Source organism: Alteromonas sp. 4NH20-0056 (assembly GCF_057539655.1).
This window is the reverse complement of the sequence record NZ_BAAJLS010000003.1, coordinates 511,663-533,181: the sequence shown is the minus strand read 5'-3', so window position 1 is coordinate 533,181 and position 21,519 is coordinate 511,663. Positions and strand designations below refer to the sequence as shown.

General features: G+C 43.7%; 26 protein-coding genes. 21 read left to right on the top strand and 5 right to left on the bottom strand.

Annotated features, from left to right (window positions below; translation table 11 throughout):
* Positions 1 to 582: 582 nt before the first annotated feature.
* The 9 genes from AC27EZ_RS08530 to AC27EZ_RS08490 all read left to right on the top strand — a co-directional run bounded on the left by AC27EZ_RS08530 (position 583) and on the right by AC27EZ_RS08490 (position 4,963).
* Positions 583 to 837 (top strand): type II toxin-antitoxin system Phd/YefM family antitoxin, encoded by a 255-nt coding sequence (locus tag AC27EZ_RS08530; RefSeq protein ID WP_487134922.1) that lies wholly within the window; start codon positions 583 to 585, stop codon positions 835 to 837.
* Positions 830 to 1,093, top strand: coding sequence for a Txe/YoeB family addiction module toxin (locus AC27EZ_RS08525; RefSeq protein ID WP_487134921.1), 264 nt, complete (start codon positions 830 to 832; stop codon positions 1,091 to 1,093). The genes AC27EZ_RS08530 and AC27EZ_RS08525 overlap by 8 nt, the downstream gene beginning before the upstream one ends.
* A gap of 125 nt (positions 1,094 to 1,218) precedes the next feature.
* Entirely contained in the window at positions 1,219 to 1,800 is a 582-nt protein-coding gene (locus tag AC27EZ_RS08520; protein WP_487134920.1) for a M23 family metallopeptidase, read from the top strand.
* Between the two features lie 45 nt (positions 1,801 to 1,845).
* Complete coding sequence (locus AC27EZ_RS08515) at positions 1,846 to 2,580, top strand: hypothetical protein (protein WP_487134919.1); 735 nt, start codon at positions 1,846 to 1,848, stop codon at positions 2,578 to 2,580.
* Between the two features lie 389 nt (positions 2,581 to 2,969).
* Positions 2,970 to 3,248, top strand: a complete 279-nt coding sequence (locus tag AC27EZ_RS08510) for a hypothetical protein (protein WP_487134918.1) — start codon at positions 2,970 to 2,972, stop codon at positions 3,246 to 3,248.
* A 14-nt stretch (positions 3,249 to 3,262) separates the two neighbouring features.
* The gene (locus AC27EZ_RS08505; protein WP_487134917.1) at positions 3,263 to 3,508 is read left to right on the top strand and encodes a DUF6868 family protein; all 246 of its coding nucleotides are present in this window, start codon (positions 3,263 to 3,265) and stop codon (positions 3,506 to 3,508) included.
* Between the two features lie 146 nt (positions 3,509 to 3,654).
* Positions 3,655 to 4,080, top strand: coding sequence for an energy transducer TonB (locus AC27EZ_RS08500; protein ID WP_487134916.1), 426 nt, complete (start codon positions 3,655 to 3,657; stop codon positions 4,078 to 4,080).
* A 213-nt stretch (positions 4,081 to 4,293) separates the two neighbouring features.
* Positions 4,294 to 4,599 (top strand): hypothetical protein, encoded by a 306-nt coding sequence (locus AC27EZ_RS08495; protein ID WP_487134915.1) that lies wholly within the window; start codon positions 4,294 to 4,296, stop codon positions 4,597 to 4,599.
* A gap of 34 nt (positions 4,600 to 4,633) precedes the next feature.
* Positions 4,634 to 4,963 carry a hypothetical protein gene (locus tag AC27EZ_RS08490; protein WP_487134914.1) on the top strand — a complete coding sequence of 110 codons (330 nt, stop codon included), beginning with the start codon at positions 4,634 to 4,636 and terminating at the stop codon, positions 4,961 to 4,963.
* Positions 4,964 to 5,057: 94 nt separating this feature from the next.
* Here the strand turns inward: AC27EZ_RS08490 and AC27EZ_RS08485 are convergent, their stop codons facing one another.
* Positions 5,058 to 5,306, bottom strand: coding sequence for a hypothetical protein (locus tag AC27EZ_RS08485; RefSeq protein WP_487134913.1), 249 nt, complete (start codon positions 5,304 to 5,306; stop codon positions 5,058 to 5,060).
* A gap of 275 nt (positions 5,307 to 5,581) precedes the next feature.
* On the opposite strand from AC27EZ_RS08485, the gene AC27EZ_RS08480 reads away from it, so the two are divergent.
* Positions 5,582 to 5,941 carry a hypothetical protein gene (locus AC27EZ_RS08480; protein ID WP_487134912.1) on the top strand — a complete coding sequence of 120 codons (360 nt, stop codon included), beginning with the start codon at positions 5,582 to 5,584 and terminating at the stop codon, positions 5,939 to 5,941.
* A 124-nt stretch (positions 5,942 to 6,065) separates the two neighbouring features.
* On the opposite strand, the gene AC27EZ_RS08475 is transcribed toward AC27EZ_RS08480, so the two are convergent.
* Positions 6,066 to 6,662, bottom strand: coding sequence for a porin family protein (locus tag AC27EZ_RS08475; protein ID WP_487134911.1), 597 nt, complete (start codon positions 6,660 to 6,662; stop codon positions 6,066 to 6,068).
* Positions 6,663 to 7,147: 485 nt separating this feature from the next.
* Between AC27EZ_RS08475 and AC27EZ_RS08470 the strand changes: the two genes are divergently transcribed.
* The 6 genes from AC27EZ_RS08470 to AC27EZ_RS08445 all read left to right on the top strand — a co-directional run bounded on the left by AC27EZ_RS08470 (position 7,148) and on the right by AC27EZ_RS08445 (position 10,163).
* Positions 7,148 to 7,387, top strand: coding sequence for a hypothetical protein (locus AC27EZ_RS08470; protein ID WP_487134910.1), 240 nt, complete (start codon positions 7,148 to 7,150; stop codon positions 7,385 to 7,387).
* Positions 7,388 to 7,686: 299 nt separating this feature from the next.
* Entirely contained in the window at positions 7,687 to 8,181 is a 495-nt protein-coding gene (locus AC27EZ_RS08465; RefSeq protein WP_487134942.1) for a GNAT family N-acetyltransferase, read from the top strand.
* 122 nt (positions 8,182 to 8,303) lie between these two features.
* Positions 8,304 to 8,444, top strand: coding sequence for a hypothetical protein (locus tag AC27EZ_RS08460; protein ID WP_487134909.1), 141 nt, complete (start codon positions 8,304 to 8,306; stop codon positions 8,442 to 8,444).
* 4 nt (positions 8,445 to 8,448) lie between these two features.
* On the top strand, positions 8,449 to 9,006 hold the full coding sequence (locus AC27EZ_RS08455; RefSeq protein WP_487134941.1) for a YceB family lipoprotein: 558 nt from the start codon (positions 8,449 to 8,451) through the stop codon (positions 9,004 to 9,006).
* 84 nt (positions 9,007 to 9,090) lie between these two features.
* Positions 9,091 to 9,282 carry a DUF3185 family protein gene (locus tag AC27EZ_RS08450; protein WP_487134908.1) on the top strand — a complete coding sequence of 64 codons (192 nt, stop codon included), beginning with the start codon at positions 9,091 to 9,093 and terminating at the stop codon, positions 9,280 to 9,282.
* A gap of 77 nt (positions 9,283 to 9,359) precedes the next feature.
* On the top strand, positions 9,360 to 10,163 hold the full coding sequence (locus tag AC27EZ_RS08445) for a PhzF family phenazine biosynthesis protein (protein WP_487134940.1): 804 nt from the start codon (positions 9,360 to 9,362) through the stop codon (positions 10,161 to 10,163).
* On the opposite strand, the gene AC27EZ_RS08440 is transcribed toward AC27EZ_RS08445, so the two are convergent.
* The gene (locus AC27EZ_RS08440; RefSeq protein WP_487134907.1) at positions 10,160 to 11,446 is read right to left on the bottom strand and encodes an alginate export family protein; all 1,287 of its coding nucleotides are present in this window, start codon (positions 11,444 to 11,446) and stop codon (positions 10,160 to 10,162) included. The two genes, AC27EZ_RS08445 and AC27EZ_RS08440, sit on opposite strands and share 4 nt — an antisense overlap.
* 229 nt (positions 11,447 to 11,675) lie before the next feature.
* Between AC27EZ_RS08440 and AC27EZ_RS08435 the strand changes: the two genes are divergently transcribed.
* Positions 11,676 to 11,978 (top strand): hypothetical protein, encoded by a 303-nt coding sequence (locus tag AC27EZ_RS08435; RefSeq protein WP_487134906.1) that lies wholly within the window; start codon positions 11,676 to 11,678, stop codon positions 11,976 to 11,978.
* 212 nt (positions 11,979 to 12,190) lie between these two features.
* Positions 12,191 to 12,856, top strand: coding sequence for a YitT family protein (locus AC27EZ_RS08430; RefSeq protein WP_487134905.1), 666 nt, complete (start codon positions 12,191 to 12,193; stop codon positions 12,854 to 12,856).
* A gap of 345 nt (positions 12,857 to 13,201) precedes the next feature.
* Here AC27EZ_RS08430 and alr read toward each other — a convergent pair whose 3' ends face one another.
* A complete protein-coding gene (gene alr / locus AC27EZ_RS08425; protein WP_487134904.1) occupies positions 13,202 to 14,269 on the bottom strand; it encodes an alanine racemase in 1,068 nt (355 codons plus the stop codon).
* A 198-nt stretch (positions 14,270 to 14,467) separates the two neighbouring features.
* On the opposite strand from alr, the gene murQ reads away from it, so the two are divergent.
* The 3 genes from murQ to AC27EZ_RS08410 are packed head-to-tail and all read left to right on the top strand — an operon-like array spanning position 14,468 to position 19,540.
* Positions 14,468 to 15,403 carry an N-acetylmuramic acid 6-phosphate etherase gene (murQ, locus tag AC27EZ_RS08420; RefSeq protein WP_487134903.1) on the top strand — a complete coding sequence of 312 codons (936 nt, stop codon included), beginning with the start codon at positions 14,468 to 14,470 and terminating at the stop codon, positions 15,401 to 15,403.
* Positions 15,384 to 16,640 carry an exo-beta-N-acetylmuramidase NamZ family protein gene (locus AC27EZ_RS08415; RefSeq protein ID WP_487134902.1) on the top strand — a complete coding sequence of 419 codons (1,257 nt, stop codon included), beginning with the start codon at positions 15,384 to 15,386 and terminating at the stop codon, positions 16,638 to 16,640. Before murQ ends, AC27EZ_RS08415 begins: the two co-directional genes overlap by 20 nt.
* Positions 16,641 to 16,672: 32 nt before the next feature.
* On the top strand, positions 16,673 to 19,540 hold the full coding sequence (locus tag AC27EZ_RS08410) for an FAD-binding and (Fe-S)-binding domain-containing protein (RefSeq protein WP_487134901.1): 2,868 nt from the start codon (positions 16,673 to 16,675) through the stop codon (positions 19,538 to 19,540).
* A gap of 2 nt (positions 19,541 to 19,542) precedes the next feature.
* Here the strand turns inward: AC27EZ_RS08410 and AC27EZ_RS08405 are convergent, their stop codons facing one another.
* Complete coding sequence (locus tag AC27EZ_RS08405) at positions 19,543 to 21,426, bottom strand: glycoside hydrolase family 3 N-terminal domain-containing protein (protein ID WP_487134900.1); 1,884 nt, start codon at positions 21,424 to 21,426, stop codon at positions 19,543 to 19,545.
* Between the last annotated feature and the right edge of the window lie 93 nt (positions 21,427 to 21,519).

Here is a 21,519-nt window from a genome sequence, read left to right as displayed (position 1 = left end):
TTGGGACAAAAATACGTAGGCTCCCAGCGCTTCGCTCCCAGTTTTAGCCTACGTATTACTGCCCCTTAGTAGGGTGTTATATGCTTGTCAGGAAGCTCATCAATAAGGAATTTTATGAATCTAAACGCTACATTTTGGGGGCAAGCACTCTTCATCTTCGCTTTAGTTGTAATTTTTTTTACCATCAAATTTGCTAAAGGAAAGGCTGACAATATCGGGTTGGTTGCCATTTATGCCTTCTTACTCAACTTCTTGATTCCGCCTGTTGGGTGGTTCTATTGTTACCGATGGGCAAACAAGTAATTACCTAAAACAAATATCATCCTCTATGTAGCTAGGGTTTGTTTTTATTAGAATGGATGTGTCAAAGGTTTTAAATTGTACGCACATAACAACTCAATCAACACACTCACTTCGTTCGCTGGGACGCATACACGCGGGGCGGCTTCGCCAATATGTCCCACGTAACTGGTCCGCTTAGCTTAATGTTAGCTGCCAAGGCAAAGTCATGCACAACATTCTGTACATGTATGTAGTTTTAAACTAAAATATGTCCCATATACTGTACAAGTAAGGTGCAAAATGAGAATAGTCTCTTTTACCGAAGCCCGAAATGGCTTAAAAACTGTTTTGGATAATGTAATTAACGATGCGGATACTACTGTAATTACCCGTCGTGACTCTGAAGATGCTGTTGTAATGTCATTGGATTACTACAACAGCCTTATGGAAACTGTTCATTTACTTCGTTCTCCAGCGAATGCTGAACACTTAAATCGCTCAATTGCACAGTTTAAAGCGGGTAAAACGAGCCAGCGAGAACTTATTGATGAGTAACAGGCTATTATCATGGACTGATGAAGCTTGGAATAGTTACGTCTATTGGCAGACTCAAGACCAAAAAACCTTGAAACGCATTAATAAGCTAATTGCCGATGTTAAGCGCTCCCCGTTTGATGGAATTGGAAAACCGGAACCCCTTAAAGAGAACCTTTCTGGCTTCTGGTCTCGCAGAATAGATGATAGCAATCGTCTGGTATATGCCGTAGATGATACAGCAATTACGATTATCTCGTGTCGTTATCATTACTAGTAGGTGGCAGCTAACAAACCAGGTAAGTGGGACAATGACACGCAGACTTCCGTTACTTCGTTCCATATTATAGCTTGCGTGCAATTGCTCCATCTTGGGGTGTTAAGCACTTAAGGATCAGAAAAATGAGTATCAAAGCCACGTTACTTCTGCTTGTGATTTTATCTACCTTCAAATCGTATGCGAATACATCAATAAAAATTCACGCGATCCACAAAGAAACATTCGCATGTACTGAGCATTGGGATGGCCAGTTTACATATGCTGGTGATGCACTAGGAACAGACTGTGTAATTGGAGGATGGTATGAAGATGATAAAAGGCTATTTCAGCGTTCCTTCACAAACAGTGGTTTTAAAAATGATGATTGGTTTGGTTTTAAGAAGAATGTGCTAGCGCCATGTGATTGCACAGTTACGAAAATCCACATAAACCCAATTATGAATCAACCAGGCGTAATGACGCCAGGAAGAGCAAGCTCTATAACTTTCAAAACTAAAGAAGGGTTGTCGGTATTACTAGCCCATGTTCGAGAGATAGATGTAGAGGAAGGAGAAACAGTCAAACGCGGTGCTATAGTTGCGAAAGTGGGAAACAATGGATACAGCCGAAATCCCCATATTCATATTGGTGCGTGGGATAAAGAAGGCAAACCTATTCAAATACAGTTTGATCAGAGTACATTGGCGCTACTTGACCGCAAGTAAGTACATGACAAACCAAGAAGGGGTTATGTTTCAGGTGGATGTCAGATGAAATTTCTCTTTATTTTTGTTCTTTTAGGGAGTGTAGCCTGCACGTCGTTGGGCACTGAAAAAAATGATGTAGAAAGTAATTTCTTCGTCGGTATCCAGAATGACGTTTTAGTATACGAAGGGTCGATAACGAAGTCTTCGAATTTAGTGACGTTTCAAGCATTTGAAAAGGCCAAGAAAAAACCTAAAAGACTTGTCATTTCAAGTCCCGGCGGAGAAATTGGTGCAGGGATGGAGCTTGGTGAGTGGATACATAGCAATAAGCTAAATATAGAAATAAAAAATCTATGTTTATCCTCGTGTGCAAATTATGTTTTACCCGCAGGTAATATTAAATACTTGCATAAAGACTCTATTCTAATGTGGCATGGAAGTGCTTGGCAGAAGCAGTGGGACACCACAGATTCTGACGAATCATTTTATTCTAGTTACCTACCCAAAATGAGAAAAAGAGAAACTGCTTTTTATCATAGTATAGGCGTTGATAACCTTATTACTGTATACGAACATAATGAAATGACCATGTGGGACACATTAAAGTCTTTCTTTGACACTGATTTGATAGGATGGGATTACAGCTTAGATGACATAGAGCGATTTGGTATATCGAACATCGTTCTCATGGATAATGATTGGAATTGGCGCAAATACCAGCCCAGAGCTCGCAATACCATAAAACGGATAACATTAGATAATAACTATTCATTTAAGCTTCACAGGTTTAAAACATAAAAAATTACGCAGCTATTTAATCAAAATAACCCCCTCTGAAGCACGACATGTCTAGATATCGCTGTTTTTAAGATTTTTCAATTTTAAAATATCGGTTATTAGCCTCTTCCCTGCTAGACAGCTTGCAAGCGACGAACGTCCATGCACTTAATAAGAGGTGTAAAGACAAATTCCCTGTTAGCTTTCCTATTAGTTAACGTTGAATGCCTTATTCAGGCAAAGCTATAATGGAATTGTAAATGTGAAATATGAAAGGTGTAATGAACTCACTGAGAGTTTTGTGTTTGTCTCGATTTTTATGCGACAAATATATGACCGACGACAAACAAATATTTCTACGATAAATGCTAGTCAGCTAGATATTGAAAAAATTAATAAGGAAATTTAAATTGAAGCCATTTTCCTCTGTTCAATCTCGTAACTTTAGTACATTACTTTTGTTTTCCAGAATCGCCGCTGCCTTTTCGATTTTATTACTTATTGTTGGGATAGGCCTAACATTGTGGGCATCTTTTACCGAATCACTTTCAAGTGTTATTACACCGTTACCAATAATTGTGTGGTCAGTTTTACTTTTTTTGTTCGCAGGAATTATTGCAGTGCTTGTTTCAATAGAAGAGCACTTACGGATGCAAGAAGTACGCGCTATAAGAAGTGGTAAGATATAACAAGGAAAAAATCAATGGTTAACGTAAATGAACTGACTACGTTTTTAGGTTGGTGTACGGTAATAAATACTGGGTTTTATTTGTTTGCAGCGTTTTTTATCATCGTATTTAAAAATTTTACCATTAACCTCCACAGTAAAATGGTAGGCATCGCCGCTTCTGAGTTGCCAAATATGTATTTTAAGTTTTTGGGTAATTATAAATTAGGTATATTACTTTTAAATTTATCGCCGTATATTGCATTAAAACTAATGGCTTAGTGTAATTAGCTACCTCTTAAACCCAGTCAACGCGATTGTTGCAGCATAAATGTTAACTTATCCAGCTACACCAATTATGAGGCTTTTCAATAGTCAAAAGCCCATTATTAAATAAGCTATACGGCACGATAAAAACGGAGCAAAACATGAGAAGGATTATCTTTTTGACCAGTGTCTTAGCACTATCGGCTTGCAGCACAACTGCAGACGTTAAGGAAGACGACATGCCACCCATTGATTTTGTCGGAAACAGAGATGCCCTTGAAGAAATGTGGACGGTTTCAAAAAATGACTACCCGAAATACCCCATAGATGCAGCGAGGAAAGGCATAAGCGGCTGTGTCGACTTTTTATTTGTCATAGACAATGATGGGAAGGCACAAAATATCCAAGTTATTAAGGCTGTCCCTGACTCTACATTTATACAATCAGCAACAAAATCACTAAAAAAGTTCAGATGGCAGCCTACGAAATCAAACAATCTACGCCAGCCTGCAATAACAACGTTACAACTCGATTTTAGCACCACACCCGAAATGACAGTGGCTGAATGTATAGTGGATGACGCATAACAGGAGCCTACATGCGCTTGCTGGTGTCACAAACCACACAGTAAAACCGATTGCTTACCAGCATAGGTTAGCAGGTATGCAATTCCTAGGGGTTGCAGCTGTGCTACTCGTTGGTAGCATTATGTATTTCAAAATCATTTAACCAGGTGCTCGTCGTTTACGTTAAACGATAAAACCCAATCGGTTTATGTGAGCCATAAAAAAGGATTTTTCATGGAAACAGGTTTTTTACTACTTTCAGTAAGCTGTTTGAGCGGTGTTATCTATTTACTCATTGGCTATCTACTTTCCTTTAAGCAAAAAGCGGATGTGCTTAACGGCATCGACTTTTCTAAAATTAATGACTTACCCGCGTTTTGCAAATTCGTAGGGAATAGCTTTTTATTATCAGGGGCATTACAAATTGCGGCGGGGGTGTTAGTTTATTTTGCTTTTGTCGGCCTGTTACTGTTCGTCGCTATCTACGTTTTCTTTTCATTACTGCCTATTATTAATGTCGTCAGGGCTATGCGTAAATAACAACAAAGTATGCTAGCAATCAAGCGGTGACGTCATGGATATGTTATATTTTTGGATTTGTGCTTTTTCAATCGTGATAGTGTTAGACATATTGCGATACATGAAAATTGGAAATTATGAACCTGATAAGGTGCTTGTAGATTTAGGTGATAGCATTTGCGTAAACTATTCGGCTATTGACAGTAAAACATTGCCAAAGACCTCGGTAGTAAAGGTTCAATTGGCTGGCAACTGCATAAGCCTTTTCAATAAAAGTAATAACGCGATCGATATTCATGCACCAAGAAAAGTGTGGGCCCAAAACGTTTTCATAAGGGCAAAAACAGTTTTTCCTCATGCAGAGGCCGTAGAAATTGATGTATAACCCCTCATTACCTCGCTCGTATTGCTTAGTATTAGAACCACTATATCTTGCCCGTTGTACGGGCGTTAAATGCAAAGGGTCACATGCGAAGCCTTCAATTATTTAGCTTATTTTTTTTATTGGTAGCGGTTTGTTTGCTGTTTTGGACTTTATTGCCGATAACATCAGAGTCAAGTGGCGCATCGGCAAGTGCTGCAGGTCTATCTTTAATGTTTCTCGTGTTTCCACTGTTTTGCTGCTCTGCTTTGCTCTCTATCCCTACGACAATTGCGCTACTAAGCCCTAAAATAAGGTCGATATATCGCTTTACCGGTTTGCATTGGGGCTTTGTATGGACGCTCAATGCCCTTATTTCTGCAGGCTATATCGCATTAGGCCTTTATGTATCATATGTTCTTTGGTAAGTGATGAGCGGTGAAAAACCAGCCATTGGGAAAGGAATTTACCACTCAGTTGTGTTTAATTGGTTTTTTTAACTATTCTACAAACATAGTTAAAGGAGAAGGCACCGCTTTCGGTGATGCGCAGCGCGACGTCGTTATGTTATCCGCAAGCCTGTAATTATCATTGAACCGTTACGCGGCTTAGCCTAAGCCTAAGCCTTGGAGGTTTTACACAGTGGAAAATTTAGACGACGTATTTTATCACTTAAAAGAAATTTTTCTTCCGTATTCAAGCGCCATGGTTGTTGTCATGGACAAGCCCGACAATTACTACCTAAACACTCACCATATAATGAAAAATAAGAAGCCTATGTATTTTGGCTCAACAAAAATCAATAAGAATTTTGTCAGTTTCCACCTTATGCCTGTTTACGTCTTTCCAGAGTTATTGGACACCATGTCGCCAGACCTCCAAAAACGGATGCAAGGCAAGTCTTGCTTCAACTTCAAAGCCATAGACACCACACTCTTTCGAGAGCTAAAGGCGTTAACACAAGCAGGCTATGATACGTTTCAAAACGCCGGTTACTTGTAATCTTTTTTGACGATTTCGTGTCGGTTACGTTTGAAAGATAGCGAGGTAAAATAGAAAAAGCCTGCTCAAAAGAGCAGGCTTTGTTTTATCAAATTAGTGGTTCACGCTTTACCACGTTTTAGCGTTAGAATCGGTATTCTACACCGATGCTAGCTTGCTTAAGATCGGTTTCAAAATCGGTATCATCGATGTCATCGAATGCTTCATCAGCGTCTAGCTCGGTATCGTAAACGGTATACTCAGCATTGATTAAAAAGTTACTGGTAATCGCATAACTTAGGCCTGCCCCCACGAACAGACTCTCATCGTCGTTATCACGTGATACACCAACAAAGTTATATTCTGTTTCTGACCATAGCTGACCTGCTTTAGCGTAAAGTGAAAAGCGCTCAGTTAATGGCAGGATACCTTTAATCGCTGCCGTATAGCCGTCGGTTTCGGCACCTGCAATATCATTGCCGTAATCACCAAAATCGATATAGCCACCTTCGATAGCGATCCACTCGTTAAATTTATAACCTACCAGACCTTGCCATACATCTTTGTCGTCATCGAAGTCATCTTCGCCTTCTACACGAAGGTAGCCGTAATTACCGCCAACGTAAAAACCGCTATCTTTAGCTTCAATCTGTGTTGACTGAGCGTTCGCACCGAAAGATGCCATCGCACTAATAGAGGCAACGGCTGCAAGTCCAGTGATTGTTTTTAATGTGTTTCTCATAAGTTCTTCCTTTTTACTTCTATACCATTCCATCGACTTCTTATTGAAGTTAATGTGATTAATTGTACAGAGGATATATCAAGTGTTGTGCCATGGTAGAAGTTGCAAAATACCGGTTATATGAAGGAAAAATTTACATAAGCAGGTGCGTTATAGGTGGTTATTTAGTCACTTGCGGAGCACCTAAAAATATTGCCTTTTTTTTGAGCGCAAAGTTTTCACAGCGTCTGAAAGAGATTCATAGTGGCCGCAACAATATTTTATTTAAACCGTTTATATACTGAACGAAGTCTTTAGTGATAATCAGGTCTCACCTAAATCACTGAGGAATTTAGGAATAGTACATCGTTCCGTGTACTATATATGTGGTTAGTGGGGCTTCATTTTGCTGGCGCTAGTTACGCTCGCCAAAAAGGCGGCGCGTGATGTTCTAAACGTTGTATTTGCCCAAATGTGCGCCGCTAATCGTAATAGAGAAACTAAATATGAATTTAAACGCTACCTTTGTTGGGCAAATTGCTTTTGCGTTCGCTGTTATTTGCGCACTGATCGGGTATTTTTTAGGTAAACGAAAAAGTCATTCCCCGCTATTGCTTTCAGTCGTTGGTTTTGTTTGTGGCCTATTACCGCCATTGGGTGCTATTTTTATCATGGTATTAGCACTGAAGAAGGACAAGACTGTAAATGAAAGTAATGAAAGTAAGGCTGTATCTAACAACGCATAACTAAACGATGCAAAGCGGGGACGTAATTGAAGCATACGTTTATGCGCTTAACACAAACATTTAGCGCTTATAGTGTTATTTAATACCACCGGTGAGTAAAACAGTTCTTACTTGAAAGCCCACATTACACTGGAGATATACATGGATTGGTTGATAAATATATTGCTTACATTTGGACTTGTCGTTTTCGTCATCTTCTTTGTTGGGATTGTCGCGCATAAAAAGCTGCAAGATAAACAAAAATAGGCTGTCACCCTAACGAATAGCCCCCTTTAAAAATTGGCCAAAGCAAGGCTTAAATATTGATACTTCGCGACTTTACTGAAAACGACATAGAACGTTTGATTGCTATTTTGAACGACGACACCGTTATTCAATACCTATCGACAAAAATCCCGTTTCCCTATACGAAAGAAGACGCTATCTGGTGGGTGAAGGAAGGCAGTAACAGTGAATTGATAAAAGCCATCTCGGTAGATGGTATGCTAGTAGGGTGTATCGGTATCAATACCGGAGAATTCGAATATGAAAGGTCGGGAGAAATAGGGTACTGGCTAGCCAGTTCGCATTGGCGCAGGGGCATTACTTCTATGGCTATTCGTCAATTGTCTGAGTATGCTTTCTCAAATACACATATTGTACGTTTGTTTGCCTCAGTATTTTCGGGCAATACCCCATCAATGCAACTATTAATTAAATCTGGATTCCAACAAGAAGCCATTTTAGAAAGAAGCATCTTTAAAAATGGGCATTTTTACAATAACCATATATTTTCATTACTGAAACCGTTATAAACTGCGGTTCTACCTTGCTATAGGAAAACGTGCTCGCTACTTTATATTGGTATGCCGCCACGGAGTCGTTTTAGCAACCGCACCGCCCATTAACTTTTACACGTCACACATGAGGTTTACCAATGGCAAAATTTGATGACAGAGTGAACGAACTCGTCGAGAAACACCCGAATTTAACAAAAGAAGACGCAATCAAAATTGTAACGGATAAAAACGAACGTAAGAAAAAAAGACGAGCAGAAAAATCAGACAAGAAGAATTAGTGTGATGAAGTATATAGCCGTTCTGTTTTCATTATTGGTAATTGGCGGCTGCGCCACCCTTTCGCAGCTTTCTGTTTATACGGTGTCTGATCGTGAAGTAGAACAGGTACTAGACAGTCAACTTGGAAAACTGCAAAAGCAGGCTTCATTAGCAGGCATTCCTTTGCTTTTGAATATTGATGATTTAACGGTAGCCATAGGCCCAGAAGGCAGAGATGTCGTTAGGCTAGGCACAAAAGCTACGGCCAGTTTACGCGCGTTTGGTTTAAGTTATCCCATAAAAGTCGATTTGGCATTAGAAGGCACGCCTTATTACGACAGCGAAGAAAAGGCAATTTTTGTGCGGTCGTTGTCGTTACTTTCAAGCAGTATTGATGCAGGCGGTTACAAAGAAAACATTGCACCGGTAAGCGGTGAGTTTATGGCGTTAATTAACGGGTATTTAGCTTCTAACCCCGTATACACGTTAGACCCCACCAACAAAGCCGTAAGTTTACTTTCGACCGTTCCGTTACAACTTAGTGTTGAACAAGGTAGATTGGCCCTAAGACCCAAGCATTAGCGAGTTGCAGCCTCACTTAATGGCTGCTGCTTACTCGCTTTTAGCTTTAACGTAAGATAACGTTTTTTATCATAAGGAAGCGTAATGAATAATAAGATCGTAGGTATTGTACTTATTGTTGTCGGTGCTGCATTGGCCCTATGGGGGTATAACGTTTATGACTCTGCGAGCGCGCAGCTCACTCGTTCATTAAGTGGTGATACTCCTATTGAAGCGTGGGCTGGCATGGTCGGTGGTGCAATCGCAATATTACTGGGTATAGCACGCCTTAAATAGAGGCACAGTGTGAAGCCGCTGCCTGACCGGTGCGGCTTTGCGCACTGTCATAATAAATAATTTAGCGAGCGTAGATGATGGAATTGGCGATATCGGTTATTGATGCATTTACTGACACTATCTTCAAAGGCAACCCTGCGGCCGTTATTATTTTGGACTCGTGGCTGGCTGATACGCAAATGCAGAATATCGCGGCTGAAAACAACCTGTCTGAAACCGCGTTTTTAGTTAATGTCGATACAAATCAATTTCGTATTCGCTGGTTCTCGCCATTAACTGAAATTGATTTTTGTGGGCATGCCACGCTTGCGTCTGCGTATGAATTATTTAGTCGAAATAGTGCATTGCATCACATAAATTTCATTGCTGATGCCGTAGGTGATTTTTCGGTTACGCAAACCGCATCGGGCATGCTGGCAATGGATTTCCCAAATACCTGCCCTACTTTGCTAAAACCGAGTGACGTTCCGCACGCTTTGCTGAAAGGCCTGTCTATTCCACCTGCTGAAGTGTTAGTGAATAACCAAGCGTATATGGTGGTGTATAATAGCCCGCTTGATGTAAAGAACGTTCATCGAGACAACGCTATTCTAGCGACCCTTGCGCCACATGATGTGGTAGTAACCAGTCATAGCGACAATAGCCAATATGATTTTATTTCACGATATTTTTGGCCTGCGAATGGTGGGGATGAAGATCCGGTGACAGGTTCTATTCATACTGGCTTAGCGCCATTCTGGGCTAAACGGCTTGGAAAAACCGCGCTTATCGGTTACCAAGCGTCGGCGCGTGGCGGCATTGTTCATTGTGAGATGAACCACCAGCGCGTCATCATATCTGGGCATGCCGTTGCCTATCTTAAGGGCACAATTACCATTTAGAATGTATAAAGCGCGCCGGTAAACGCAAACATGCTGTTATCGGTATAGTCACCACGCTTTAATCCCTCACCTTTATGCAAATAAGCACCACCTAGCGCCAAGCGCAACGACGGTAATACTTGCCAGCGCCAACGCGCTTCTACTTGGTGACCGATAAACCGCTCTGCATCAACTGGGGTTTGTTGATACCACATCGCTTTATACGCCGCCATGACATGGTGTGATTTCGAGGGTTTTGAAATACTACGAAGCCCCACAGTCGCTAAATTTCGCCGTGGCATTGCTTGATAAACATCGGTAGGCCCAAAATCAAAACGACGCACACCGTATAATGTGTCAAAGTCTGATATTGTGCTGTCGGCGCTATTATTATCACCACTAATATAGTCTACTTCCGCGCGCAAAAACGTGTTGTCGGAGACTTGTTTTCCAACATAACCAAACAACATATACGCGCGCACATCTATGGGCGTGGTGTCTTCTTGTTGGCTGGTTAAATGCGATGTCCCCGTTTGCCCTATTACTTCTACATTGGCCTTCCATTGGTCAAGAAATGCAAAAGTATAATCTACCGACAAGGTATATAAGTCGCGGTTCTTTGTCGCTAACGTGTTGCTGTCACTCTCTTTTAGCCAATAGCTTTGTACTTTAAGCGCATTGTCATGTGTGGTTGCATACACACCATATAGTGCTCGCTCACGGTAGCTTTTATCGAACGCACTTTCGTTATTACTTACCAAGGTTCTATCTGTTGGCAACCTGCTTACCGGCTGTAAATATAGCGTGTGCACATTCCAATCAAGCACTCGCCAGTTAGCTACTACACCATCGAACATATTATTCGCATTACGGTAAATTGTATTAGACAGTAACCGTCTACTACCATAACTAACTTCTTGACGTCCTACGCGCCACGATTGAAGCGCCCCATCGCCATTTGCCGTATAGGTAAGGTAAAATTGTAGTGGCTCTATAGTGTTTACTTGATTTGACGACAACGTAGGGTCGTTTTCATCTAGAAAAACCCGTGAGTCGCCAAGTTCGACAGTAACGCCAATGTGTTTATTGAGTGTTGCATCGGCCTTAATAAATAAACGGGACGATAGCCGCTGGTTGCTTTGCGAGCGCACGGCTTTGGTAGTTGGAAAAATTGGGTTATTGAGCGTTTCATAACGCAAACGATATGACCCACTAAAATCAACGTCCATTACTGATTCACTTGCTACGTCGTCGCTTATAATAAGCAGGCATAGTAAGAAAAACGTGGCACTTAAAATACGCATAACACTCAAGTTAACAACCTATCGGTTTTGAAATTGCAAAGCAGGCGATTATAGGGAAGTTACCCAAAGGTGAAAGCTTTTTTAACGATTAGCCCCTCGCTTTTTTGCTTACTATTTTTGCGGTATGGGCTGTATTTTTACCGTTGAGTGAGGTTGCAAAGCACTACCAAAGCCCCTTATTGTAACGCTTTAACATCTACTGAACTGTACAGGAGAAAGTTTGCGCGAAATGAAACGCTCCATCGTTAACGATATTATCGCTATCGCTGCCATTGCTTTGCTTATTACCTATTTTTTCTATTGGGTGGAGGCCCGCCGTGAGGTTATGTTGCTGTGCGACAAATTGCCTCCTGGCATATCCAAACAAGGCACGCAAAAGCAGCTTGAGCGCACTGAGCTGTTAACATGGGACACGCACATCGCTGCAAACGGTTCTAGTATTGTGGCGTATACCCCTCTCGATTTTGGGATGATGACATGCAGAGTAACGTTTAATAAACGCGGGATGATTATGTATTCTGCCATTGAGTAGCCCGCTCGCACCACCAGCAACTTAGTCATTTTGTTTCACTTTGGTGCAGCGTTTACATGTTCGCAACAGCCTATTCACGGAAGTCATAAAACTCGTAAAGCATGACGTACCATCATGTTTTTATGCGCCTGTATTTCTCAGCTTGCTCCCTGTTATGTAAGTGTGTGTAAACGTATACTCTCGCCGTGTCTTCTTAACGGTTTTTCTTTACTATGCAAAACACAAAACACAGTGTCATTGAGGATATTTTTGCCTTAGTGAGCGCAGGCCTTTTTGTTGCGTTTGGCGTATTTCTTTTTCAATCGCAAGACTTAATGGTTGGCGGCGCTGCCGGGCTCGCCTTGTTAGGCTCGTATGCGTTTGATATGGAATTTGGGTTAATCTTCTTTTTAATCAACATACCGTTCTATGCCTTGGCGTGGACACAAATTAGCAAACGATTTACCTTAAATACGTTCATATCTGTTACGACCGTATCGGTATTAACAGAGCAAATTCCCGCATTCGTTGATATAAGCCACATGAACCCTATTTTCACTGCTATTTTCGGTGGCATTTTAATAGGCGTTGGTATGCTTATTATGTTCAGGCATAGCTCTAGCCTTGGTGGTGTGGGTATTTTGGCCTTCTTCCTTCAAAGCAAATTTAATATTCGAGCAGGCACCTTTCAGTTAACCGTTGATAGCATTATTTTGCTAACGGCACTGTCTTTTATTGCGGGGCATTTAGTGCTTATCTCTATCCTTGCCGCGTTCTTTTTAAATATGGTGATTTCACTAAATCATCGCCCAGAACGTTACTTCCCTGCGGTGAGTGAAAACGATAACGAGCACAATGAACACGCAATCACAACTGACTTACAGCCACAGAACTCATAAACGAAAAAAGCCCGGTGTTTTCAGACACCGGGCTTTTGAAAAACTACTGGCTATCACCGTATTGCTTTGCAACTAACCACGCACCATTAAGGCTTTTTAGGCGCTGGTTTTGTCGGTCGACTTACTGCCCCACGATTCATTCTTGGTCGAGAATACGAAGTACGCATACAAACCTCACTTACGTGTAACGCAAACACCTCGATAATGAAAAATTCACTGCCATATAGTGTTTGTGAGTAGTCAGTATACGCCTATTTACTGGTAAACTACCTCATTCTTTCGATGAATAGTATGTAATTATTTAAACGGGGGTAGACGGTAAACGGCATGCCAAATAACTTCGTTTTATAAGTACTTCACAATACGCGGTACCCTTGCCGACACGCGGGTCATTAGCTCATAATCAATCGTATCCGCCGCTTCTGCAACCTCAGAAATAGCAACCTGTTCACCCCATAGTTCAACCCTATCACCAATACGCACGTGTGGGATATGCGTTACATCAATGGTGATCATATCCATAGATACGCGACCAACGAGGGGAGCACGCACGCCATTAATTGCCACCGGCGTACCGTTAGGACAGTGGCGGGGATATCCATCAGCATAACCTATTCCAACGGTGGCGATGGTGCTAGGGGTTGATGCTCGCCACGCTTGACCATAGCCTACCCCTTCACCTGCGGGTATCTCGCGCAGCGCTATCACGCTTGAGCGCAGGGTCATTGCCGGGGATAAACTTAGGTTACTGCTTACAGGAGCACTGCCGTACACTGCTACACCTAAGCGATTGTAGGCTGCACGGCTTTCTGGCCACAATAACGTGGCGGGTGAATTCGCTAAACTTACCGGCATATCCAGCGGGGCGACAACACGGGTGAAGAGGTCAATTTGTTGTTGTGTGAACGGGTTATCAATGTCATCAGCACAGGCAAAATGTGTGGTGATAACCGTCTCAGACGTTAGTACGTCTTGATAGCGTTTTACTATTTCTTGAAAACCGTTAAGTGCAAACCCTAACCGGTGCATACCACTGTCGACCTTCAACCAAATATGCGGTCTGGCATGGGCAGGACATGCCTGCATCCACTCTAACTGCTGCTCATTATGCATAACTAAAATACAGTCGTGTATTTTAGCCATCGCGCATTCTTTTGCCTGATGCGCCCCTTCAAGCACCACAATTGGCGCTTTTACACCCGCATCGCGAAGTGCAATGGCTTCTTCGATAATGGCAACGGCAAAACGCGGCGAGACATGTTGAAGTATACGTGCGACATTCACTGCGCCATGGCCGTATGCATCCGCTTTTACAACAGCCATACACTGGCTAGTAGCAGACAGTGATGCTAATGCTTTGAAATTGTTCAGTAGCGCATCAGCGTGAATGATGGCTTGTGTTTGTCGACTCACGAAGAAATATTTACCCGTAATGAAGCTTCTTTTTCAGATTGTATCATGAGTTTCCAAGGAACAAATTCAACTTGATCAATTTTATGTCCGCTGTTCACCACCTATATTTTGTTATAGTTAGCCTATCTAAACGGTACGGTATTAATTACACGCGCAACATAATACTATTTGCCATACGCGTTTTCTCAAAGGGTCAATATGTCATCACCTACTTCGCCGATAGTTCCGCACCTTATCAAAGATTTAGCCCACATCGTGTCTGAGGGACGAAACCCTAACACGATGGATATCGACACCCTATCAACGGAGGGCATGCTTGCACGCATAAACCATGAAGACAGCAACGTTGCCCCTTGCGTGGCACAGCAGATTCCAATTATTGCCAAGGTTGTAGAGGCTGCCGCAGACAGCATCGCACGCGGCGGACGGCTTATTTATACTGGTGCTGGCACAAGTGGCCGTTTAGGAATATTGGATGCAGCAGAATGCCGCCCTACTTTTAGTGTGCCCGATGGGGTTGTGGTTGGGGTAATTGCAGGTGGCGAAACCGCCATTCAACATGCCGTAGAGGGCGCTGAAGATGATAGTGCAGCTGGCGAAGCCGACTTACGTGCGCTGTCGCTGTCACATACCGATACGGTAGTAGGCCTTTCAGCTAGCGGCAGAACGCCTTATGTGTCTGGTGCGTTACGCTATGCCCAACAATGTGGCTGTGCCACCGCTGCAATTGCATGTAGCCCTAAGGCGACAATTTTCGAGCATGCAAAGTATGCTATTTGCCCTGTTGTTGGCCCTGAAGCGCTAACAGGCTCAACACGTATGAAGGCCGGTACTGCACAAAAACTTATTCTTAATATGATAAGCACAGCCACAATGATAAAGCTTGGAAAAACCTATGAAAACCTAATGGTTGATGTGAAGGCGAGCAACGAAAAGCTTAAAGCACGGGCTGTACGTATTGTCGTATCTGCAACCGAGTGTGATGAGCAAACGGCGCAGCAAGCCTTGCTGGCCTCAGATAACAACGCAAAATTAGCGATTTTGATGGTGCTGACCAATACCACTAAAGACGAAGCAGAACATTTACTAGAACAGAAAAAGGGCTACCTTAGACATGCGATTATCACGCGCTAGCATGCTAATTTTTCAGCGAGTACTTACCCTAGCGCTTATCCTGCTATTGGGTGGTTGCCAGGCTGTTACTAGCCACACCACTACAAACGTAGCGGGTCAACTGCCCGCTCCTATTCAAGTAGGCGCGCAGCAGTACTCCGCTTACCTCCCTTTACTGAAAGATAAGCGCGTGTCGTTATTAGTGAATCATAGCGCCCGCGTACCCACAGGCGAAAGTGACTCAGCCCACCTGCTTGATGCACTGCTGTCTCGTGACGTCAACGTTGTTAGCATTATGTCTCCTGAGCATGGCTTTAGGGGGCAAGCGAGTGCAGGGGAACGTGTTCAAGATGATGTAGATTCACGTACCGGGTTGCCTATTCACTCTCTTTATGGAAAAACAAAAAAGCCGACAGCGCGCATGCTAAAAAATGTTGATGTGTTGGTATTCGATATCCAAGATGTGGGTGTTCGCTTTTATACATACCTAAGCACATTGCACTATATTTTAGACGCTGCGGCAGAGCAGGGTATTACCGTTGTCGTTCTTGACCGCCCAAATCCGAACGGCCAATTTACCGATGGCCCTATCCTTACTCCTGATTTTCAGTCTTTTGTAGGAATGCACCCTATTCCTGTATTACACGGTATGACGTTAGGAGAACTGGCGCTGATGATTAAGGGCGAGCAATGGATAGACGGTGCTGATTCTCTCTTGCTACACGTAGTGCCTGTCGCGCACTACAACAAAACCATGCCCTATTCGTTGCCAATACCGCCTAGTCCTAATCTACCTAATGGTAATGCCATTGCGTTATACCCAACATTATGTTTTTTTGAGGGCACGTCGGTAAGTATAGGCCGTGGCACTGACATACCGTTTCAGCTTATCGGTCACCCTTCCGTGTCGCTGGGTGATAAACGCATTAGCGTGACGCCGAATACCGGTGCCATCGCACCAAAATACAACGGTGACACCTTATACGCCGAGTTATTAACGCCTAAGAATGTCTCGGGCCTTGACCTAATGTTATTGCTAAATACATACCAGACGGTCATCGGTGCTAATGAGGTATTTTTTACCCGGCCCCAATTTTTCGACAAACTTGCCGGAACTGATGCGCTTAGACTTGCCATGATAAACGGCGATTCGGCATCTGCAATTAAGGAAACGTGGCGCGAGCCGCTTGCTACATTTAAAGCGAAGCGGGCGCCGTACTTACTTTACTCAACAAAAAAGTACGATGATGCCAAGTGAAAACCGACCAAGCTTAGTGATAAGGTAATCTCATGACGTACGCTACGCCTGACCAAGCAAACTTTGCTTCGTTTAAAGCCGCTTGTTATGACGTTTTGACACACGATAATGTAATAACAGACGTCGCCAAACGCTATGCATATGCTACCGACGCGAGCTTTTATATTCAGACGCCAGCTATGGTGCTAAGGGTACCGAATGTGGCGTCGATGAAACGCATTGTTTCACTTGCGAACCATCACAAGGTAGCGTTAACGTTTCGCGCAGCAGGCACAAGCCTATCCGGTCAAGCGATCACAGACAGCGTATTGGTTTTATTAACGCCCGATTGGACCCGCTATAGCGTTATCGACAACGGTGAGGCAATCAGCCTGCAACCAGGCATTATTGGTGCGAAAGCGAATAACATCCTTCTACCACTTGGACGAAAAATAGGGCCTGATCCCGCCTCTATCAATGCGTGTAAAATTGGTGGTATTGCTGCAAATAATGCGTCAGGAATGTGCTGCGGCGTTAAACATAATTCGTATCACACCTTGCGCGCCATACATATTATTCTGCCCGATGGAAGTGAACTTGACACATCAAGCAGCGAAAGCATTTTGGCATTTCGGCAATCTCACGCCCCGTTACTGAATGCGCTATCTGATATACGCGCTGCGCTGCATACTAATACGGCGTTAGCAGAACGGGTTCGCCATCAATACCGAATTAAAAACACTATGGGATATGGGCTAAATGCCCTACTCGACTACACCGATCCTATCGATATTTTATCTCACCTAATGATAGGCTCTGAGGGTACATTAGGTTTTATCACTAATATTACGTATAACACCATCCCCTTGCCAAAAGCGCGACAAACCGCGCTGTATAGGTTTCATAATGTAGCGGATGCCTGTGGAGTAATTAGGACACTGCAACAACATAATGTTGATGCCGTTGAATTGATGGACGCCCGGGCATTACAGGCCGTAGCACCGCTGCTTCAAGACATAACACGCGACGGCGCAGAGCCCGGTGATGTCGCGCTGCTTATTGATGTTGGGGGCGCTACCGTCGATGCGGTCGACACTACAATAAAGCAGGTTATGCACACGCTGACCCACGAGGGTAAAGGCTACCCTTTATGTGATTTTACTCCTGATCCTGTACGCATTAGTCAGCTTTGGGATATTCGAAAGGGATTATTTCCTGCTGTAGGAGCGAACCGTCCGTCAGGCACCACCGTTATCATTGAGGATGTTGCCTTTCCCCTAAGTCAACTTGCTAAAGGCATCACGGCTATTGAAACGCTTTTTTCCCGTTTCAACTATGACGACGGTATTATCTTCGGGCATGCCTTAGACGGAAATGTCCATTTTGTGTTTAGCCAAGGGTTTAATACCGACAGCGATATTGCACGTTACGCTGATTTTATGAGAGCGGTGTCTGACGTGGTCACTACACAATTCGATGGAAGCCTTAAAGCCGAGCATGGCACCGGCCGAAATATGGCGCCGTTTTTACGCGACCAGTGGGGAGATGATGGCGTTGAAATTATGCAACTTATTAAACAGGCCATTGACCCTTGTGGCATTTTAAACCCTGGCGTTATTATCAACGATGATAGCAATGCCCATTTAAAGCATTTGAAGCCCCTTCCTTCTATAGACCCCACGGTCGACGCCTGTATTGAATGTGGATTTTGTGAACCCCAGTGCCCTTCAAAAGATTACACGCTTACCCCCCGCCAGCGTATTGCGCTAAAGCGACAGGAAAAACACATCACCCTTAGCAATAATAGCCGGAAACAACAGGATGCAAACGCGATCGCGGCAAGCTATACCTCGTTAGCGCTTGATTCGTGCGCCGCCACTGGCTTGTGCGCTACCACCTGCCCGGTTGGTATAGATACCGGCCAGTGGGTAACCACATTGCGATATGAGCAAAGTACAAAACCATCTCGGGCGATATCGGGGTTTGCCGCGAAGCATCTTGATGATACTCGGCGCATTGCAAAGTTTGCGCTGTCTGGTGGCCATCAAATAAACCAACGGCTTGGCACAAACACAATGCGCAAGGTAACGGCATCGCGACTTATGCCTACATGGCGCGATTTTATGCCAAAGGCGGCCCCTTCTATTACGCGCCTTTTACGAGAAAATAAAGTCACTACAGCTGAAAATACGGTCGGGTCTAACGTTAATACTCTCCCTCAAAGCAATGCGACGCGCGTTGTGTATTTACCTAGCTGTAGCAGTCATGTGTTTGGTGCAACGGGGAAAGAAAAAGCGGTGAGCGAAGCCATGTTTTCGCTATTTAAGAAAGCCGGCATTACATTGATTGTCGCCAATAAGAACAACCTTTGTTGTGGAAAACCGTGGGAAAGTAGAGGCGAAATTGATATTGCGCAACGCAAAAAGCGAGAGTGGTTACACGCCGCAGAACATGTTGAGGCTAATGAGCACACAACAGCTATTACAGATAACGCAGCGTGTGTGTCGAAAGCGAGCACTCACTCAAAGCAAGTAATTGATGTTAGTGAATACTTGCTAACTGATGTTCTTCCTAGGCTAATCGTCACAAAATTGGACGCACCGCTTATGCTACACACAACGTGCTCGACGACTAAACGCGGTGAACATAATATGCTTTATTCTCTGGCAAAAGCGTGTAGCGACAACGTGCTCATTCCTACCGATATTAGCTGTTGCGGGTTCGCCGGCGATAAAGGTTTCAGTGAGCCAAAGCTTAATGAACATGCATTACAGCCGCTGCGCGCACAGGTCCCAAAATCGGTATCACGGGGCGTTACCAACAGTGCGACATGTGCTATTGGTTTAACTGAACATAGTGGGGTACTGTATTCCCATATTGTTGTATTACTTGATGAACTCAGTCAGCCGTTACCAGGCTAGTACTATTGTGTTTTTGCCCATGTCACGGGAGTATATTCGAACGCTTTTGCCTTGCCTGTTAATACATTTACGAGGGCGTTAAATAATGGTGAGGTATAGTCGGGTTGCCGAAGTGCATGAAGATCTACCGTATAACTGTATGACGCCAGGCCTATGTCAGCATACTGGCGCATATCGTCAGCAATGTAAGGCATTCTTAGTGCAATAAATACAACCTGCTTATTCGCAGACTGTGCCAACTGCATCATCTCTTTGGTAAATGCATGCACCTGCGTTAATACTGCTCTCTTTTTTATCGCCTCTGCACTGTCTATGCCGCCTAATTCATAATTGGCATGCCGTGGCGTGATGTCGCCCACAATAAGTTTATCTGCCGTTTTTAATGCTTTGTGTACGGTTTGCTTAGGTGGTAATTGTGTTAATGGGATACACGCTAGTTGAACCGTAGATTGTAACGTAGCGACACTTTTTTCAAAAGCTAGGCATCGTGCTGTGTCAGGCATAAGGGCCAACCACGTGGACAATTCCTCGCTGTCTGAGCGATGTATAGGCAACAATGTCTTGCCGTACAGCGCGCTGATACTTTCGCGAGAAAGCGCTTTCTCTAGGCGTTTACTTTCTTGCATTACCACCTCGGCATCACCTCGCACAACCCCCTTAGAAAGCGCTTTCTTGTTATTTGGGGGTTGGATAAAACTGCGCTTTGTTTTAATAATCCGCTGGTGTGACAAGGTTAATTCTGACAGTGATAATGTGTCCTCAGACGGGGAACGTACTGATACGCGCTCTGCTAACTGTGACACTAGCTGCTTAAATGCAGTGATATCGTCAGGCGTTCGAATAGCATAGGGCATAAGCGCGATATCAGCCCCTGCCTGATAGGCCTTTAACATTGCATCTTCTTTTGTGTAGTAATGCGAAATACCCGCCATATTCAGCGCGTCGGTCACGACCACCCCTTTAAAACCTAACTGCCCACGTAACAAGTCAGTAATAATAGGTCTTGAGAGCGTTGCAGGTACGATATACGCATTGCCTTTTTCATCATCTATTTGCGTGCTATCAAATGCTGGGTACTGGATATGTGCTGTCATAATCATTGCGGGCGGCGAGTCACTGCCTATGAGTTCAGCAAATGGGAGCACATCGCTTTGCATGGCAACCTTACGGCTGTGGTCAACACGGGGTAACCCCGTATGGCTGTCGATACTTGTGTCGCCATGCCCCGGAAAGTGTTTAGGTACGCTTATTACCCCGTTATCTTGTAAACCTTTTACAAAGGCTTCTCCAAGCGTAGCCACATGTTTAGGCGCTTCACCAAAACTTCTTACGTTAATCACGGGGTTATTCGGTTCGCTGTTAATATCGACTGAGGGCGCAAAATTAGTATTCACGCCATGCAGCGTTAGCTGAGACGCGATAGCACTGGCGACATTGTAAGAAAACGCCGTGCCGTGCTTTTTAAACGTAGCACCAATGGCGAGGTTTCCGGCAAATGCGGGCAGTATAGACGATGGGAAGCGTGCCACTCGTCCCCCTTCTTGGTCGATGGCAATGAACAACGGCGGTTTTTGGGCCTTTTTCATTGCGGCCTGCATCTGGCTGTTCAGTGCTATCAGCTGCTCAGACGTTTTAATATTCTCAGAGAACAGAATTACGCCGCCAATATTATTGGATGTTAGCAATGCTTCAAGGTCATCTGGGAGAGTAGTTACCGGTTCTTGGCAAGCCTTCGACGGTGTTCCGCTAGCGCAAAAATACCGAAGGTCGAGCATGATTTTTTGCCCAAGCATATCGACGATTTTTTGCTTAGACGGCGCAGTGGCAAACAACGACGCATGATAGAAAAGGAAAGTAACAAAGAGGACACTTGCAACGCGCAGCACAGTTATTCCTTGAAGACACAAACTAGAGGCATTACATCATAAAGAGATAAGCCATAAAAATACAGCAAGGTGTTGCGCATAGTAGAAACGGCG

Excerpts from the sequence above, each read along its gene's own strand:
- AC27EZ_RS08530 (WP_487134922.1), top strand. The coding sequence starts at position 583 with ATGAGAATAGTCTCTTTTACCGAAGCCCGAAATGGCTTAAAAACTGTT.
- AC27EZ_RS08525 (WP_487134921.1), top strand. The coding sequence starts at position 830 with ATGAGTAACAGGCTATTATCATGGACTGATGAAGCTTGGAATAGTTAC.
- AC27EZ_RS08520 (WP_487134920.1), top strand. The coding sequence starts at position 1,219 with ATGAGTATCAAAGCCACGTTACTTCTGCTTGTGATTTTATCTACCTTC.
- AC27EZ_RS08515 (WP_487134919.1), top strand. The coding sequence starts at position 1,846 with ATGAAATTTCTCTTTATTTTTGTTCTTTTAGGGAGTGTAGCCTGCACG.
- AC27EZ_RS08505 (WP_487134917.1), top strand. The coding sequence starts at position 3,263 with ATGGTTAACGTAAATGAACTGACTACGTTTTTAGGTTGGTGTACGGTA.
- AC27EZ_RS08500 (WP_487134916.1), top strand. The coding sequence starts at position 3,655 with ATGAGAAGGATTATCTTTTTGACCAGTGTCTTAGCACTATCGGCTTGC.
- AC27EZ_RS08495 (WP_487134915.1), top strand. The coding sequence starts at position 4,294 with ATGGAAACAGGTTTTTTACTACTTTCAGTAAGCTGTTTGAGCGGTGTT.
- AC27EZ_RS08490 (WP_487134914.1), top strand. The coding sequence starts at position 4,634 with ATGGATATGTTATATTTTTGGATTTGTGCTTTTTCAATCGTGATAGTG.
- AC27EZ_RS08475 (WP_487134911.1), bottom strand. The coding sequence starts at position 6,662 with ATGAGAAACACATTAAAAACAATCACTGGACTTGCAGCCGTTGCCTCT.
- AC27EZ_RS08470 (WP_487134910.1), top strand. The coding sequence starts at position 7,148 with ATGAATTTAAACGCTACCTTTGTTGGGCAAATTGCTTTTGCGTTCGCT.
- AC27EZ_RS08460 (WP_487134909.1), top strand. The coding sequence starts at position 8,304 with ATGGCAAAATTTGATGACAGAGTGAACGAACTCGTCGAGAAACACCCG.
- AC27EZ_RS08455 (WP_487134941.1), top strand. The coding sequence starts at position 8,449 with ATGAAGTATATAGCCGTTCTGTTTTCATTATTGGTAATTGGCGGCTGC.
- AC27EZ_RS08450 (WP_487134908.1), top strand. The coding sequence starts at position 9,091 with ATGAATAATAAGATCGTAGGTATTGTACTTATTGTTGTCGGTGCTGCA.
- AC27EZ_RS08445 (WP_487134940.1), top strand. The coding sequence starts at position 9,360 with ATGGAATTGGCGATATCGGTTATTGATGCATTTACTGACACTATCTTC.
- AC27EZ_RS08440 (WP_487134907.1), bottom strand. The coding sequence starts at position 11,446 with ATGCGTATTTTAAGTGCCACGTTTTTCTTACTATGCCTGCTTATTATA.
- AC27EZ_RS08435 (WP_487134906.1), top strand. The coding sequence starts at position 11,676 with ATGAAACGCTCCATCGTTAACGATATTATCGCTATCGCTGCCATTGCT.
- AC27EZ_RS08430 (WP_487134905.1), top strand. The coding sequence starts at position 12,191 with ATGCAAAACACAAAACACAGTGTCATTGAGGATATTTTTGCCTTAGTG.
- murQ (WP_487134903.1), top strand. The coding sequence starts at position 14,468 with ATGTCATCACCTACTTCGCCGATAGTTCCGCACCTTATCAAAGATTTA.
- AC27EZ_RS08415 (WP_487134902.1), top strand. The coding sequence starts at position 15,384 with ATGCGATTATCACGCGCTAGCATGCTAATTTTTCAGCGAGTACTTACC.
- AC27EZ_RS08410 (WP_487134901.1), top strand. The coding sequence starts at position 16,673 with ATGACGTACGCTACGCCTGACCAAGCAAACTTTGCTTCGTTTAAAGCC.